15 protein-coding genes are annotated in these 14,726 nt (G+C 40.1%); 10 read left to right on the top strand and 5 right to left on the bottom strand.

Annotation, left to right across the window (positions count from 1 at the left end):
* The first annotated feature begins 7 nt into the window (after positions 1-7).
* Both IEV27_RS11610 and IEV27_RS11605 read left to right on the top strand, forming a co-directional pair.
* On the top strand, positions 8-1,594 hold the full coding sequence (locus IEV27_RS11610; RefSeq protein WP_188377667.1) for a solute:sodium symporter family transporter: 1,587 nt from the start codon (positions 8-10) through the stop codon (positions 1,592-1,594).
* A 69-nt stretch (positions 1,595-1,663) separates the two neighbouring features.
* The gene (locus IEV27_RS11605) at positions 1,664-1,918 is read left to right on the top strand and encodes a hypothetical protein (RefSeq protein WP_188377666.1); all 255 of its coding nucleotides are present in this window, start codon (positions 1,664-1,666) and stop codon (positions 1,916-1,918) included.
* A 21-nt stretch (positions 1,919-1,939) separates the two neighbouring features.
* Here the strand turns inward: IEV27_RS11605 and IEV27_RS11600 are convergent, their stop codons facing one another.
* A complete protein-coding gene (locus IEV27_RS11600) occupies positions 1,940-2,803 on the bottom strand; it encodes an AraC family transcriptional regulator (protein ID WP_188377665.1) in 864 nt (287 codons plus the stop codon).
* Between the two features lie 274 nt (positions 2,804-3,077).
* On the opposite strand from IEV27_RS11600, the gene IEV27_RS11595 reads away from it, so the two are divergent.
* The 6 genes from IEV27_RS11595 (at position 3,078) to IEV27_RS19870 (ending at position 7,615) form a co-directional block, all read left to right on the top strand.
* Positions 3,078-4,469, top strand: coding sequence for an FAD-binding oxidoreductase (locus tag IEV27_RS11595; RefSeq protein ID WP_188377664.1), 1,392 nt, complete (start codon positions 3,078-3,080; stop codon positions 4,467-4,469).
* On the top strand, positions 4,466-5,455 hold the full coding sequence (locus IEV27_RS11590; RefSeq protein ID WP_188377663.1) for a bile acid:sodium symporter family protein: 990 nt from the start codon (positions 4,466-4,468) through the stop codon (positions 5,453-5,455). The genes IEV27_RS11595 and IEV27_RS11590 overlap by 4 nt, the downstream gene beginning before the upstream one ends.
* Positions 5,456-5,784: 329 nt before the next feature.
* Positions 5,785-5,862 (top strand): putative holin-like toxin, encoded by a 78-nt coding sequence (locus tag IEV27_RS20105; RefSeq protein ID WP_371925972.1) that lies wholly within the window; start codon positions 5,785-5,787, stop codon positions 5,860-5,862.
* Between the two features lie 493 nt (positions 5,863-6,355).
* The gene (locus tag IEV27_RS11585; RefSeq protein WP_188377662.1) at positions 6,356-7,021 is read left to right on the top strand and encodes a Dph6-related ATP pyrophosphatase; all 666 of its coding nucleotides are present in this window, start codon (positions 6,356-6,358) and stop codon (positions 7,019-7,021) included.
* A 263-nt stretch (positions 7,022-7,284) separates the two neighbouring features.
* Complete coding sequence (locus tag IEV27_RS11580; RefSeq protein ID WP_188377661.1) at positions 7,285-7,413, top strand: YpzI family protein; 129 nt, start codon at positions 7,285-7,287, stop codon at positions 7,411-7,413.
* 109 nt (positions 7,414-7,522) lie between these two features.
* Positions 7,523-7,615, top strand: coding sequence for a putative holin-like toxin (locus tag IEV27_RS19870; protein WP_229735233.1), 93 nt, complete (start codon positions 7,523-7,525; stop codon positions 7,613-7,615).
* Between the two features lie 3 nt (positions 7,616-7,618).
* Here the strand turns inward: IEV27_RS19870 and IEV27_RS11575 are convergent, their stop codons facing one another.
* The 4 genes from IEV27_RS11575 to ectA all read right to left on the bottom strand — a co-directional run bounded on the left by IEV27_RS11575 (position 7,619) and on the right by ectA (position 10,436).
* On the bottom strand, positions 7,619-8,041 hold the full coding sequence (locus tag IEV27_RS11575) for a VOC family protein (RefSeq protein WP_188377660.1): 423 nt from the start codon (positions 8,039-8,041) through the stop codon (positions 7,619-7,621).
* A 116-nt stretch (positions 8,042-8,157) separates the two neighbouring features.
* On the bottom strand, positions 8,158-8,547 hold the full coding sequence (locus IEV27_RS11570; RefSeq protein WP_188377659.1) for an ectoine synthase: 390 nt from the start codon (positions 8,545-8,547) through the stop codon (positions 8,158-8,160).
* 43 nt (positions 8,548-8,590) lie between these two features.
* Positions 8,591-9,871 (bottom strand): diaminobutyrate--2-oxoglutarate transaminase, encoded by a 1,281-nt coding sequence (gene ectB, locus IEV27_RS11565; RefSeq protein ID WP_188377658.1) that lies wholly within the window; start codon positions 9,869-9,871, stop codon positions 8,591-8,593.
* Between the two features lie 46 nt (positions 9,872-9,917).
* A complete protein-coding gene (gene ectA, locus IEV27_RS11560; protein ID WP_188377657.1) occupies positions 9,918-10,436 on the bottom strand; it encodes a diaminobutyrate acetyltransferase in 519 nt (172 codons plus the stop codon).
* 590 nt (positions 10,437-11,026) lie between these two features.
* On the opposite strand from ectA, the gene IEV27_RS11555 reads away from it, so the two are divergent.
* The gene (locus tag IEV27_RS11555) at positions 11,027-12,433 is read left to right on the top strand and encodes a PTS mannitol transporter subunit IIBC (RefSeq protein WP_229735363.1); all 1,407 of its coding nucleotides are present in this window, start codon (positions 11,027-11,029) and stop codon (positions 12,431-12,433) included.
* A 186-nt stretch (positions 12,434-12,619) separates the two neighbouring features.
* A complete protein-coding gene (locus IEV27_RS11550) occupies positions 12,620-14,713 on the top strand; it encodes a BglG family transcription antiterminator (RefSeq protein WP_188377655.1) in 2,094 nt (697 codons plus the stop codon).
* Positions 14,714-14,726 lie beyond the last annotated feature (13 nt).

Raw genomic sequence — 14,726 nt, 5'->3', positions numbered from 1 at the left:
GAGAAGGATGAATGCACTTACAGTTTTATCATTTCTGTTTTTTACAGGAATGGTTGCCCTCATTTCGTATCTACTTACTCGTAAAGAAAACTTAGATTCACAAGATGGGTATTTTCTAGGAGGAAGAAACCTTGGAGCATGGGTAATTGCTGGCTCTCTCATGTTAACAAACTTATCGACAGAGCAGCTTATAGGATTAAACCAACAGGGCTTTACGGATACCCTGGCTGTTATGGGATGGGAAGTAGGCTCTGCCATTGCATTAGTGATTGTGGCTTTTTTCTTACTTCCCCGATATTTAAAAGGCGGCCTAACCACGATTCCTGATTTTCTAGAAGATCGGTATGATTTTGGAACCAAGCAAATTGTGACGATCTTATTCTTGTTTGGTTATGTATTTAATTTACTGCCGCCTATTCTATACTCGGGTGCAGTAGCCATCAATGGAATGTTTGATATACCTGATGCATTAGGTGTGAGCCGAACAGCGGGTTTATGGATAACCGTATTCGCGATTGGAATTGTTGGTTCCATTTATGCTGTTTTTGGAGGTCTTAAAGCAGTAGCTGTCTCGGACTCCATTAATGGCGTTGGTTTGTTATTAGGAGGACTGATGATACCTGTTCTTGGTCTTTATGCATTGGGGGACGGATCGATTGGAAGTGGATTCAACACGATTATGGAAAATTCTCCTGAGAAGTTAAATTCAATTGGAGATTCAGATAGTCCGGTGCCTTTTAGTACGATGTTTACAGGAATGTTACTAGTTAATTTGTTTTACTGGGGTACAGCTCAGCATATCATGCAGAGAGCAATTGCAGCTAAAAACTTAAAAGAAGGTCAAAAAGGGGTATTGATTGCTGCATTTCTTAAGCTGTTAGGTCCGGTATTTTTAATACTGCCAGGGATTATTGCTTACAATATGTTTGGGCCAGACATTGAATCTGCAGATGCCTACCCGATGCTTGTAGGAGAGGTATTGCCCACTCCTTTCGTTGGATTCTTTGCTGCTGTTTTGTTTGGGGCTATTTTGTCATCATTTAACTCAGCTCTAAATTCGTCTGTTACTTTAATATCTTTAAATATTTATAAACCTTACTTTAAACCAAGTGCGCCAGATCGAGAGATTGTAAGAAAAGGAAAGTATGTAGGGATTATTTTAGCGCTATTTGCTATGTGTCTCGCTCCATTAATTGATAAAGTCCCGCAAGGTTTTTTCCAGTACTTGCAGATTGTAAACGGGTTCTATAATGTACCTATTTTCACGGTGTTAATTGTTGGTTACTTAACGAAACGAGTCCCAGCTATCGCAGCAAAAATTTCTTTATTTTTGTTTATCACTGTGTATGCCATTACACAGCTCTTTTGGGATACAGGGGTTCATTTCTTGCACATTTTAGGAATTTTGTTTGTTGTTTGTACAGGATTAATGGTACTAATCGGGAAGTTCTGGCCTCGTGACACAGATTTTGTATTAGAAGAAAAAGCGAAGGTTGATATGAAACCATGGAAGCTGGTTTATCCAGTTGGTATCGCAGCAACTATGGCTATGATACTAATTTATGTTCTGTTTTCACCAGCAGGAATTCTATAATCTTGTTCGTTGTCTCTTGCCTTCATTTGATATACTTACTCTAATGATAGTTAGATGGAGGCAGGAACGATGGGCGATTTACATCAAACAGTTGAAACCTTTTATCGAAAAGTTTACGAAACTTTAAGAGAACTTCATGAAGAAGCTGCAGAGATTAAAGAAGATGTAGAAGAGGAAGAGCTTGCTGTAAGTGAGAAAATCGAACGGACGGAGTTTGCTTTGCAGCTCTCAAGAGACGTGCTGGAAAACTTTGTGGATTCAGGGAAAATCATGACGATTAATTATGATGATCGTGCAGTGACTATAGAAGTAGATTCAAAGTGAGACCGTTCTTTAAAAACGGTCTCATTTTTTTAATACGATGCTTTTTTTGTATTGGCCAGGTGTCATTCCTGTCACCTTTTTAAAAACTTTATTGTAATAGTTGGAATTCCGATACCCGATGCTCTTTGCAATGTCTTCAGCTGAATATTTAGTGTTTTGCAGTAACTCTTTGGCTTTATTAATACGAATGTCCGTTAGATATTGGATAGGAGTTTGGTTGGCGAGCTTCTTAAACTGTCTCGTGAAGTGGTAACGTGACATCCCGGAAGAGGCGGCCATATCGTCTGGACCGATATCTTCGGCGTAATGATTTTTAGCATACATAGCCGCTTCGATCATTTCATCAGGCCACTGCGTCAAGTTTTGTTCTAAGGTAGAGCAATAGTGGAAGAGTTCCATTGTAAATAAGTAAGCATAGCCGGATGCTTGGTGAGCGTTGGAAATGTTACGGTTTGAGGCCAGTTTAAGTAATTCCAGTAATTCTGTAATGGGGACAGCGTCGGGCTGAAAGTATAATATGTTCCCTGCTTTATCCTGAATCATGTTCCAATAATACTCGACCACGTCTCCATATAATGTGAGGTAAATAAACTCCCATTTATCACTATCCTCTGGAAGGAAATATCTATAATTGCCTGGAATATTCACAATGAATGCTTGACCAGGTGCTAACGTATGCATTTTTCCATCAATCTCAATGGCTCCCTTTCCTGAAATCGTATACTGAAAAATAAACTTTCCAGTATCTATGCGGCTTGTACCATCCCAATCATAAAGCGAAGAGGTTTGTTCCTCCCAGCCTAAAGACCAAATTTGAGCAATTTTTTGCAGTTTGGAATCAGAAAAACGATACCCGTAGGAACCAAATGAATTCATTGCTTCCATATTAAAATATTCCCCTCCTTTCTCAAAAAGCTTTTTACATAATTTTATTTTGATGTATTTCGAAAAGAAAGACAACCTTAGAGATTGAGCAAAAATAGAACTTTTCTTCTTTCCTTTTTCGTAGAAGAGCACCTGTTTCCGAAGTTTTCTCTCAAGTAGTTACGTTGAAAAGCATAAGTCAATAAAATGGAAAGAGGGGGTTATGGTGTATTGTAATTTTCTGATTATTACGTATAATTCTAGTCAACAGTTGATTACAAAAGGAGAATTACATATGAACACGACAGAGAGTTTATACGAAGAGCTGCGACATTCACTTAAGGACCACCAAATATCAAACAATGAGACGCTGATCGAACAGCATAGTCATGATGAATCTTATCACCACCCGAGCGCACCAGATCTCATTGTGTTTCCGGAAAGTACAGAAGATGTTGAAGCGATTGTAAAAATTGCAAACGCTTACGACAAACCGGTTGTCCCATATGGATTGGGGACGAGCTTAGAAGGGCACGTGATTCCTTATGACCACGGAATCACGATCGACTTTTCGCAAATGAATCAAGTGTTAGAAGTGAGAGAAAGTGATTTCCTCGTGAAAGTACAGCCTGGTGTGACACGTTCTCAATTAAACAAAGAGTTGAAAAAATACGGACTGTTTTTCTCTGTTGATCCCGGGGCAGACGCAACTTTAGGCGGTATGGCCGCTACCAACGCCAGTGGGACGACATCAGTAAAGTATGGGGTTATGAGAGATCAAGTTCGTGACTTAGAAATCGTACTAGCAGATGGAGAAGTCATTCATACGGGGAACTTGGCACAGAAATCGGCTTCGGGTTACAACTTAAATAGCTTATTCGTTGGATCCGAAGGGACGTTGGGGTGTATTACGGAATTAACGTTACGCGTGTATGGAATTCCAGAACATATTACGGCAGCAAGGGCCTCTTTTCCAACTGTAGATGATGCGGTAGAAGCCGTCGTTTCAATCCTGCAGGCAGGGGTACCTATTGCAAGAGTGGAACTGGTCGATGAACCATCTATGAAGCAGGCGAACCTTTTTAGTGAGACCAATTACAAGGAGCAGCCTACATTATTTTTAGAGTTTCACGGGAATGAACCTGGCCTCAAGCATGACGTAGAGTTTACTCAAGAAATTGTCCGAGACCATCAGTGTGAAGAAATCTATTTTGAGGATGACAATGCGGCTAGAAACCGATTATGGGAAGCGAGGCATAACTTGGCGTATGCTTTTGTGCATGGATACCCAGGGAAAAAACTTATGGTAACAGACGTTTGCGTTCCAATATCTGAGCTTGCTGGAGCGATCAAGCATGCTAGAGAAAAAGTGAATGAGTTAGCTTTACATGGCGGAATTGTCGGCCATGTAGGAGATGGCAACTACCACATCCTGCTTATGATGGATATGGACAATCCTGAAGAAGTGAATAAAGCTGAACAATTAAATGAACAGATCGTCCAATATGCACTAGCACGTGGAGGCACTTGTACAGGAGAACATGGAGTAGGGATAGGCAAAATGAAATATCAAGAAAAAGAGCATGGCAATGCCCTTCAGGTAATGGAAAAAATAAAACGAGCTCTTGATCCAAATGGACGCTTCAACCCTTACAAGCTTGTTCATAAGAGGGAAGAGAACAAATGAGAATATTAGAAGCGATCAGTCAAACGGCAGGTAAGTATTTTGCTTTTTGGGTTATAGGAATTGCGATTATTGCTTATTTTATGCCAGATCCTTTTTTATTCTTAAACAGTTATATTACCATTCTTCTTGGTGTTGTCATGTTTGGGATGGGGCTGACGCTAAAGCCTGTTGACTTTAAACTAGTAGCCAGTAAACCTTTACCCGTCATCATCGGGGTGTTAGCTCAGTTTCTAATTATGCCATTAGTGGCTTTAGCTATTGCTATTGCTTTGCGTTTGCCAAATGAACTGGCTGCAGGTCTCGTTTTATTGGGGTCCGTACCTGGGGGAACAGCATCAAATGTCATGGTTTACTTAGCGCGCGGAAACTTAGCTTTATCCATAGCTATGACATCGCTCTCTACTTTGCTGGCGCCAATTGCTACCCCGCTTATTTTGCTGACCTTAGCTGGACAGTGGCTGCCAGTTGATCCAATGGCTATGTTTTTGTCTATTGTTCAAGTGATTATTATTCCTATTACGTTAGGGGTTTTGATAAGAAGAGTATTTCCTAAAGCGGTTAATAAGAGCAGTACCGTGATTCCACTCATATCCGTACTGGCGATCATTATCATTGTGTCAGCAGTGGTGGCGGCGAACGTAGAAAGCATCGCTACCTCAGGTTTGATCATTTTTTCAGCCGTTATGCTGCATAATTTAATGGGGCTCCTTCTTGGATATGTAACCGCGATGCTTATGAGGCTCGATGAAAGTAAAAGACGTGCGATCTCTATTGAGGTGGGAATGCAAAATTCTGGACTGGGCGTAGCTCTTGCTACAGCGCACTTTGGACCATTAGCTGCACTACCGAATGTGATTGCAGCTGTTTGGCATAATATATCCGGCCCTATATTAGCTACCGTTTGGTCAAAGAAACGCGTCGATCTAAAAGAAGACGTACCTGTTAACCCTATTAAACCTCAAGTTCAGAAAGCAGGGCATAAATAAAAAGTGACTGCAAGTGACTGCACTTTCCGTGGGGGGTGCAGTTTCTTCGTGCAGCCAGGTAGTCTTGTCCAAGACTAATGGAGCTAATCGGGAAGAAAAAGCAAAAAGAAGAAATGTGGAGGAATTTGGAGAAAAATTAAAGAAAAACACAAAAAAAGACGGCTGCCCGTCAGTGAATTTTACGCATTTAGTACCTAATGACCGATACTTTTTTATCAATTTTCAGAAAAATGGAAATAATTACACATACTATAACGAACATATGTTATACTCAAATCGCAGGACCTGTATCAGAATGAGTTAAACCTCTGTGAGGGAGGTGATAGCTTGTGACTCCGTTTGAAGCAATAAGCGTAATGCTAAGCTTTGGGATGCTGATAGCGGTTCTAATACACAATAAACAATAAAGAAGAATTTACTCATTCTGAACTTTTTCCAAGGTGTTGGGGCACCTTGGTTTTTTTATTTTCATAACAATTATATGCTAATTTCTACATGATATCAAGTAGACGAAGTCCTATATCTGAAATACATTGACTTATCCTGACGTTAAACTAACGGGTTTGGTTGGTCAACATTAATATATGACGCATGTTTTCGGTATAGAACATGAAGGGAAATAATTATAAAAAAACTTATTTTGAAAAGGCACTGTATGGTGAAATAGTTTTAAACAACTAATATTTGGTGTGATCGGAGGAATATATGAGGAAAACAACGAATGGGTTTTAATGCGTCCGATGTTTAGCAGGTTTGAAGGGTGATTAATGATAAGTTTTTTATAGAAATGACCCCCAGTAAAAGCAAAGAAGAGGTTGTGAAAGAAAAAGCTAGTGGATTTTTAGAATCGCAGTTTTTGGACAAATGAAGATCTATGATAACGCTGAAGGAGGGGGAGAGATGAAAGAATTGATCGTTTCATGGAGCGGCGGGAAAGACAGCGCCTTTGCACTGCAGCAGCTGATTAATAATAAAGAATATAAAGTAAGAGGGCTGTTGTCCTCCACTTCTTTGGAAAGCGAACGTCTGCCGATTCATGAAGTAACAAGGCAGCTGATTTATACTCAAGCAGAGGCTTTGGGTTTCCCTTTATATGAAGTACAGCTTCCTTCTATGATCAGTAATGAAAAGTATGAACTTGAAATGGCACGACAGTTTACGGATTTGAAAAGTAATGGGATACATGCCATTGCTTATGCAGACTTATATCTTGAAGATATTAAAGAGTATCGCGATAGGCTTCTACAGCGGTCAGGGATGTGTGGGATTTACCCATTATGGAAAAAAGATACGGCGGCTGTAGCAAATCAGTTTTTGGAAAAAGGTTTTGAGGCAGTTGTGACGACTGTGGATACAGAGAAGCTGCCTGAAGAATGTGTAGGAAGGAAATTTACTAAGGAATTTCTAAGCTCGCTTCCCGCTAATGTGGATCCTTGCGGAGAAAACGGCGAATTTCATACTTTTGTCTATAATGGCCCCATTTTTAATAAAAAAGTGGAGTTTACAATAGGTGAAATCTTCCGCACATTCAAAGGAAGATTTGTGCATTGTGATTTGAATAAATAAAAATTTGGTACCAATTGTGAGTACCAAATTGTGAGTACCAGGTACACTGATGATTGAATTGTGTACCTGGTACCAACATTAGAAGTTCAAAACCATAAAATACGGATTAATAATTTGAAAACAGGAAAAGAAACCATTAAAAAATTCAATTTTTAAGCTTGTTTTTGTACCTGGTACACAGAAATGGTACACAGTAAAAAAGAATTAAACTTGTGGTTTTTCATCATACTACGTTTGATATGGAGGAAGGGAGGAAGAAGTCAATGGGAAAAGATCGTCAAGAGAAGAAATTGAAGAAGTCTAAAAAAGTAGAATCAGATCGAGATCAGAGTTTGGGTTATCCTGGTGCTACAAAGATGGAAGGACCGGAGGAAGCACGCAAACGACGATAAATAAAATGCGCGCCATCTGCAATAATGCAGGTGACGCGCATTTTTCTTTTTGAGTGTGTATAGGACAAACTTGGGGCAGGAAATGCTAAGCTCTAAGGAGGGATTTCTAATGATGGATACGTTTGAAGCGTTGTCGTTGATGATTAATTTTAGCATGTTAATGATTGTCCTGTTGAAATTCCATGATCGTGATGAGGAGTGACAGTTAAAACTTCACTTCCTGAAGTTTTTTAATTTGGTTTTTGTGAAAGGGAGACGATGGTTCTTCACTGACTACACTAATCGTATTACCGTCTGGATCTTTAAAATCAAATTTCTTCATAAACTCGAGATCTTCAATGTCTGTCGTTTTTACATGATTGGCTTTTAGTTTTCGGTGAGCTGCTTCTATATCGTCAGTTTTTAAATTAAAGTACACATTCTTGTAACTTCCTTCAACCGTAAATTCTGTGGTGAATTCTGTGTTTTCTACTTTAATTAGAGCTATGGTCATGCTCCCTGAAGGAAAAACGTATCCTGCACCTTTACTCCACTCATCTGCTTTAATCAATCCTAAATGTTCTTCGTACCATTTTTTTGAACGTTCTAAGTCAGTTACAGGTACAAATACTCCATGGATTTGAAACATCATATCAACTCCTTTATTTTCATAATTCACCACAGACCATTCATTTCCTTTAAAATGCAGTAAGGTTTTTCACAAAAATAAGCCTCTCTAACACAGTAGAGAGGCTTTTGTATCATTTATTCATCATCCACGATCGGATAAACGCCATTTTCATCGTGTGTTTCTGTACCTGTAATCGGTGGATTGAACACACATACCATGCGCATATCAGTATTCGCACGAAGAAGGTGCTCATCGTTTTCATCTAATGCATAGATTTCGTTCGCTTTGATCGGCCATACTTTTCCGTCTTTCACTGTTTCTACTTCACCATCACCTTCGATGCAGTACACAGCTTCAAGGTGGTTTTGATACCAGATGTGAGTTTCAGTACCTGCTTTAATCGTCGTGTCATGCACGGAATAACCCATCCCGTCTTTTTTTAGCAATAGGCGGCGGGATGTCCAGTTATCACCTTTAACTTCATTTTCTGTTCCTAGTACATCTTCTAATTTAACGACTTTCATTATATGAGCCTCCAATACCTGTTGTATAATTTGTTAGGTTGATTTATGAAGTAACTAAATCGTTTTCTTTAGCAACTGACCGAACAGCTTCTTCAATAATTTCAAATCCCTTTTGCAGAGCATCCTCATCAATATTGATTGGTGGGAATAGCTTAAATACTTCATCATCTGCACCAGCTGTTTCCATGATTAATCCTTGTTCAAAAGCAAGCGCGGCTACTTTTTCAGAGAAGCCTTCGACGTTTGAAGAGATCCCTTGCATGATGCCGCGTCCTTTACGGTACCCGTCCATTTCAGGGTATTTTTTCACTAGACCTTCAAGGAAATCTGTGATTTTTTCGGCTTTTTCTTGGATGCTCTTTTCAAAGTTAGGGTCATCCCAATAGTTAAGAGCTTCTGTAGCTGTTACGAATGCCATGTTATTTCCGCGGAATGTTCCATTGTGTTCACCTGGTGCCCAAGCGTCATGTTCAGGCTTAATTAGTGTGATGGCAAATGGCAATCCGTATCCGCCAATAGACTTAGACAGGCAGACAACATCCGGCTTAATGCCAGCAGGTTCGAAACTGAAGAACGTACCTGTACGTCCTACACCAGCCTGCACATCATCAATGATGAGGAAGATTCCCCAACGCTTACAGATCGAGTCAAGCTTCTTCAACCATTCAGGGCTTGCTGTGTTTAGTCCGCCTTCTCCTTGGACAGTTTCTAGAATAACAGCAGCCGGAATTTCTACTCCACTTCCGCCATCTTCCAGATAACGTTCAAGGTAGTCTAAAGAATCTGAAGTTTGATCAATATAATTATCATATGGCATTGTCACTGTGTTATGCAATGGAATTCCTGCACCTTTACGTTTGAAGGAGTTTCCTGTAACAGAAAGGGCTCCAATCGTCATGCCATGGAATCCATTCGTGAAACTAATAACTTCAGTGCGTCCTGTTACTTTTCGGGCAAGCTTTAACGCGCTTTCTACCGTATTAGTACCCGTAGGTCCAGGGAACATTACTTTATAATCAAGGTTTCGTGGTTTTAAAATTACATCATTTAATTTAGTTAAGAAATCTTTCTTTGCAGTAGAAGCCATGTCTAAACTGTGTGTGATTCCGTCATCCGTAATATATTCAATCAGCTTTTTCTTCATGTTTGGATCGTTGTGCCCATAGTTTAAGGCTCCAGCTCCACTGAAGAAATCAAGATATTCTTTTCCATCAACGTCCCACATTTTATGGCCTTGCGCTTTCGTGAAGATTGTAGGAAAGCTGCGGCAATAAGAGCGCACCTCTGATTCTAGTTGTTCGAATACGGTTAGATCGTTTTTCATTTTCTAAAAATCCTCCTTGAATCATTCTATTGAAAAGTTCTTGGTTCTATTTGGAAAATGGTCCGATTCTGTACGTTAGTTCTTCCTCGTGTTCGTCCCCAGGGAATAATTCCTCTGCAAAGCATTCAGAGACATCACATTTGGTGTCGTGATCTCGAGCTAAGCGTTTGAATAACGCCTGGGAAGCTTTATTGGATGGAGTAACTGTGGCTTCCACGTATCGAACGTCCTGGCAACTATCTCGTTCCAGCAGACTATTTAAGAGTCGAGAGGCTACTCCTTTCCCTCGCTGAGAAGCATCTGTACCAACTTGCCAAATAAACAAAACGTCTTCCTTTTCTGGCGGAATAAAAGCTGTCACAAAACCGACAACTTGATCATTTTGCTTGGCTACGATGCATGTTTCTGCGAAAAATTCACACATCATTATATATTTGTAAGGTGAATTTTGATCGAGGGTTGAGTTGTCGACAAGCTCCCACATTGCAGAGCCATCTTCAACTGTAGGCTTTTCAAAGGATAACTTATCTTCAGCTTTAGTGATTGTTGCGGTGTTGGGATTCATGAGTAATCACCTGTTTCATTTTCGTTAATTTTAATGACATTGGCCTCCTTTAAAAAATCTCGTGACTTAACGACAGTTGACCAGACTCATCTTGGCAGGGATTATTCCCAATTGGAGATTCCCTGGTTGGGATAAATCTGGAATTGTTAACGTTTTTATAATAGGGTGATATGCGAATATTATCAAATCGGCTTATTCCCCATAAATTGGCTTTAACCGTGATAAATAGGGGTGGCACACACTAAGTGGCTACTCCTTCTACTATGCTTATGTATAGTTAAGATTTCAGAAGATTATAAGAGATTTGGAAATTAAGTGTATTTCGAAAAGTGGCTAAACCCCATATGTATCAAAGGGTTTGGAAGAATCGCGAGGGGAGCGCATTTTCAGCACATTTAAATCAAATTTTGGCAACAATCTGATTGCCAAACATGCATTTAGATTGTATTGATAGCAACAATGTAACCGTTTTACTATTAAAGTACAAGAAAAATAAAAAATATTCGAGACGAGGAGTGGTTAACGTGTCTGAACAAAACAAATCAGGCTTTAGAGCGAAAGTTCAAAAGTTCGGAAGTTTCCTAAGTGGAATGATTATGCCAAATATTGCGGCTTTTATAGCATGGGGTATTATAACAGCTTTGTTTATCCCGGATGGGTGGCTGCCAAACGCTGATCTTGCGCAAATGGTTGAACCGATCTTATATTACTTACTTCCCATTTTAATCGCATTTACCGGCGGTCGTTTGATTTACGGACTTCGCGGTGGGGTAGTCGGTGCGATTTCAACCATGGGAGTCATTGTATTCTCTGAAGATGCTCCGATGTTCTTAGGAGCTATGGTGATGGGGCCAATTGGTGGTTATGCCATCAAACAGCTCGATAAGCTGTTTGAAGGGCGGGTCCGTCAAGGATTTGAGATGCTTGTTAATAATTTTTCAGCAGGAATTCTAGGTACGATTCTTACGATCCTGTCTTACTATGTGATGGGTCCAATCATATCAGGAATAACGAGAGCACTCGCGGTTGGAGTTGAATTTTTAGTTGATGCCGGACTTCTTCCATTAGTCAACATTTTTATAGAACCGGCAAAAGTGCTTTTCTTAAATAATGCGATTAACCACGGAATTTTAAATCCAATTGGGGCGAGCCAGCAGTCTGAACTTGGGAAGTCCATCCTATTCATGCTGGAATCAAACCCTGGACCAGGATTTGGTGTGCTGCTTGCTTTTATGATTTTTGGTAAAGGGGTTTCTAAACAAACCGCTCCCGGCGCAGCTGTTATCCAATTCTTTGGCGGGATTCATGAAATTTACTTCCCATATATTCTTTCCAAGCCTGCACTGCTGCTGGCCGTTATCGGAGGAGGGGTAAGTGGTACGGCAACATTTGCCGCTTTTGGAGTCGGATTAAGCGCAACACCTTCTCCAGGAAGTATCTTCGCTTACATGGCATTAACACCTAGAACTGATTATGTAGGAGTTATTTTAGGTGTAGTGATCGCAACTGTTGTTTCCTTCCTCATTGCTTCATTTATTCTGAAACTTAGTAAGCAGGAGGAAGATGGAGATCTTACGGAAGCTACTGCAAAAATGGAAGGCATGAAGGGCAAGAAGAGCAGTGTAACTGGCAGCTTGTCCAGTGAGGAAAAGGCTGATCAAACTGAAGCGAGCGAACACCCATCCACTGATGAAGTTCCGGCGTTAACTCGTGAAAATGTGGATAAGATCATCTTTGCTTGTGATGCTGGAATGGGCTCAAGTGCAATGGGAGCTTCTTTATTGAAAAATAAATTTAAGAAAGCATCGATCGATATTAATGTAACGAATATGGCAATTAATGATCTGCCTTCTGATGTAGACGTTGTTATTACCCATAAGGATTTAACGGAACGTGCGATTCAGAAAGTGCCTAATGCTCACCATATTTCAGTGGAAAACTTCCTGAACAGCCCGAAATATGATGAATTAGTAGAAGAATTGAAGTCGAAACAATAAAAGAGCTAAAGAGTCTGGAGCAATTCAGGCTCTTTCTTTCGATACCACTATTAAGTTTTGGCAACAATAAGCGTGAAGGAAGTTTGTTTTCTTATCATTGTTTTGAAGGGATTAAAAGGCATATGATGAAAGAGAAGAAACACTTAAAAGTTAAATGGTGTCACAAAGAGAGGAGGTGGAAGCGAAATGTATATGACAGCGAGAGAGCGTAAGATTTTACAGTTGTTATTAAACGCTCAAAGTGAAATTACCGTAAAGGCAATTGCTGATGAATTGGATGTAAGCTCCCGTACAGTGCATCGTGATTTAAAAGGTGTAGAAGATCTATTATCCTCCTATAAACTAAGACTTGAAAAGAAGTCAGGAAGCGGACTTGTCCTTCATGGTGAGGTAAAGCAGAAAGACTTGCTAAGGATGGAAATTAATCAGCTTTCCACACTAGATTACACGCCTGAGGAGCGGCACGTTATGGTGTTATCTCGTTTACTTGAAGCGAGAGAGCCGATCAAACTGCTTTCATTAGCGAATGAGCTAGGGGTTACGGTAGCAACCATTAGTAACGACCTCGATAAAATTGAAGATGATCTATACGGCTTCCATCTTACTCTAATAAGAAAACGCGGGTATGGAGTAGAAATTCAAGGGGAAGAAGCTAAAATACGCGAAGCCATTGGATTTTTGATTATGCGCCACATGGATGAGTTAGATTTATTAAACATTTTAAGAGAAAATATCGGAAACTCTTCTACCTCCACGGTCGACACGGTTTCCGATCAATTACTAGGACTTGTTGATAAAGAAAAGCTTTCAGTCATTGAACGCAGTGTTGAAGGGATTCGCTCTTCTTTAGCCTATGATCTAGCAGATAGTGCTTATTTAGGATTGGTCATTCACTTGGCTCTTGCCATCGAGCGTATTCAAAAAGGTGAGATGATCGAGATGGCTGAAGAGTATCTAGAAGAACTGCGGCAAACCCAAGAGTTTGAGATGGCCAGCCAGCTAATAAGAAAGCTTGAAGAAACATTTGAACTGAACCTGCCTGAAGCGGAAACAGGGTATATTACAATGCATCTAATGGGGGCTAAAGCTCGCTACAATCAAGATTCCTTCTTAGAAGCGACAAGTTTAAGCGTAGCTTTTAAAGCGAAACAATTAATTGAATTTGTTTCGAAGGAAGTCGGTGTGAACTTACATGACTCCCCTTATTTATTAAATGATTTAGTCGTTCACCTTAAACCCAGCGTTTACCGTCTTCAACAGAAAATGGATATTCAAAATCCTCTAAAGAAGCAAATTGAAGAGGACTATGAAGAATTATTTCAAATTGTTGAAAACGCGGTTCGTCATGTTTTTCCAGAGTTTCACTTTCCAAAGGAAGAAACGGCTTTTCTTGTGATGCATTTCGCTTCTGCTTTATTAAATGATGAGGAAGTGAAGGGTCTTCGAGCCCTTGTCGTTTGTTCAAGCGGTATAGGTACAGCTAAAATTTTAGCTGCCAAACTGAGCCAGCAGTTTAAAGAAATCGAGGAAGTCGAACATGAATCACTTTTTGAGTTAAAGAACATCGATCCTTCAGCGTTTGATCTCGTCGTTTCGACTGTAGGGTTAGTTGATTTTAAAGACTATATCCATGTGAATCCTATGCTTCCGTCCGCCGATGTTCATAAAATTGAACACGCCATACGACGGAAAAAAGTGACCAAGCAAACAAAGCAAGTGAAGAAAGAAGCGGTACAACAGGACGAAACAATGAAAAGTATTCAGAATTCCGTCTTGTCCGTACAGCGCTATGCAACAGCCGTTCATCAATTGTTAGGTTCATTATCTGTCTATCAAGTGAAAGGAGAAGAGGCTGCGGAAATTCTACAAACTGCTTGTCACGTATTAGAGGAAGCAGATGTGATTGAAAGTGCGGATGCTGTGCTGCAAGCATTGACGGATCGCGAAAAAGTCGGAGGTTTGGGGATTCCTGATACGAAGCTTGCTTTGTATCATGCACGAGCCAAGGAAGTGAAGCAGCCTTCCTTTACCGTGCATGTCATAGATGAGCCTATTTCGATCAAAGGAATGGATGGAACAGAAGTTGATGCTTCGACCATTCTTCTCATGCTGGCTCCCCAAGAGATAAACAAAGAGTCCCTCGAAGTGTTAAGTTTTCTAAGTTCCTTAATTGTAGATGATCCAAAAGGAATTGAGACGCTGCAATCTCAAGAAGAGGATAAGATCATGCACTATCTGTCAAATCAGCTTCACCAGTTTTTTAAAAAAGAATTACTTTAAAAGAGGAGAATGA

The sequence above is a fragment of the Halobacillus andaensis genome, from assembly GCF_014636475.1.
Lineage (GTDB): Bacteria > Bacillota > Bacilli > Bacillales > Halobacillaceae > Halobacillus_A > Halobacillus_A andaensis.
The sequence above is the reverse complement of the archived record's forward strand: the minus strand, read 5'-3'. Positions and strand labels throughout refer to the sequence as shown.

What these genes read in the sequence shown, in the direction of transcription:
- IEV27_RS11605 (WP_188377666.1), top strand. Translation starts at nt 1,664, where the DNA reads ATGGGCGATTTACATCAAACAGTTGAAACCTTTTATCGAAAAGTTTAC.
- IEV27_RS19870 (WP_229735233.1), top strand. Translation starts at nt 7,523, where the DNA reads ATGATGGATACGTTTGAAGCGTTGTCGTTGATGATTAATTTTAGCATG.
- IEV27_RS11610 (WP_188377667.1), top strand. Translation starts at nt 8, where the DNA reads ATGAATGCACTTACAGTTTTATCATTTCTGTTTTTTACAGGAATGGTT.
- IEV27_RS11550 (WP_188377655.1), top strand. Translation starts at nt 12,620, where the DNA reads ATGTATATGACAGCGAGAGAGCGTAAGATTTTACAGTTGTTATTAAAC.
- IEV27_RS11590 (WP_188377663.1), top strand. Translation starts at nt 4,466, where the DNA reads ATGAGAATATTAGAAGCGATCAGTCAAACGGCAGGTAAGTATTTTGCT.
- IEV27_RS11575 (WP_188377660.1), bottom strand. Translation starts at nt 8,041, where the DNA reads ATGTTTCAAATCCATGGAGTATTTGTACCTGTAACTGACTTAGAACGT.
- IEV27_RS11555 (WP_229735363.1), top strand. Translation starts at nt 11,027, where the DNA reads ATGATTATGCCAAATATTGCGGCTTTTATAGCATGGGGTATTATAACA.
- IEV27_RS11585 (WP_188377662.1), top strand. Translation starts at nt 6,356, where the DNA reads ATGAAAGAATTGATCGTTTCATGGAGCGGCGGGAAAGACAGCGCCTTT.
- ectA (WP_188377657.1), bottom strand. Translation starts at nt 10,436, where the DNA reads ATGAATCCCAACACCGCAACAATCACTAAAGCTGAAGATAAGTTATCC.
- IEV27_RS11595 (WP_188377664.1), top strand. Translation starts at nt 3,078, where the DNA reads ATGAACACGACAGAGAGTTTATACGAAGAGCTGCGACATTCACTTAAG.
- ectB (WP_188377658.1), bottom strand. Translation starts at nt 9,871, where the DNA reads ATGAAAAACGATCTAACCGTATTCGAACAACTAGAATCAGAGGTGCGC.
- IEV27_RS11580 (WP_188377661.1), top strand. Translation starts at nt 7,285, where the DNA reads ATGGGAAAAGATCGTCAAGAGAAGAAATTGAAGAAGTCTAAAAAAGTA.
- IEV27_RS11600 (WP_188377665.1), bottom strand. Translation starts at nt 2,803, where the DNA reads ATGGAAGCAATGAATTCATTTGGTTCCTACGGGTATCGTTTTTCTGAT.
- IEV27_RS11570 (WP_188377659.1), bottom strand. Translation starts at nt 8,547, where the DNA reads ATGAAAGTCGTTAAATTAGAAGATGTACTAGGAACAGAAAATGAAGTT.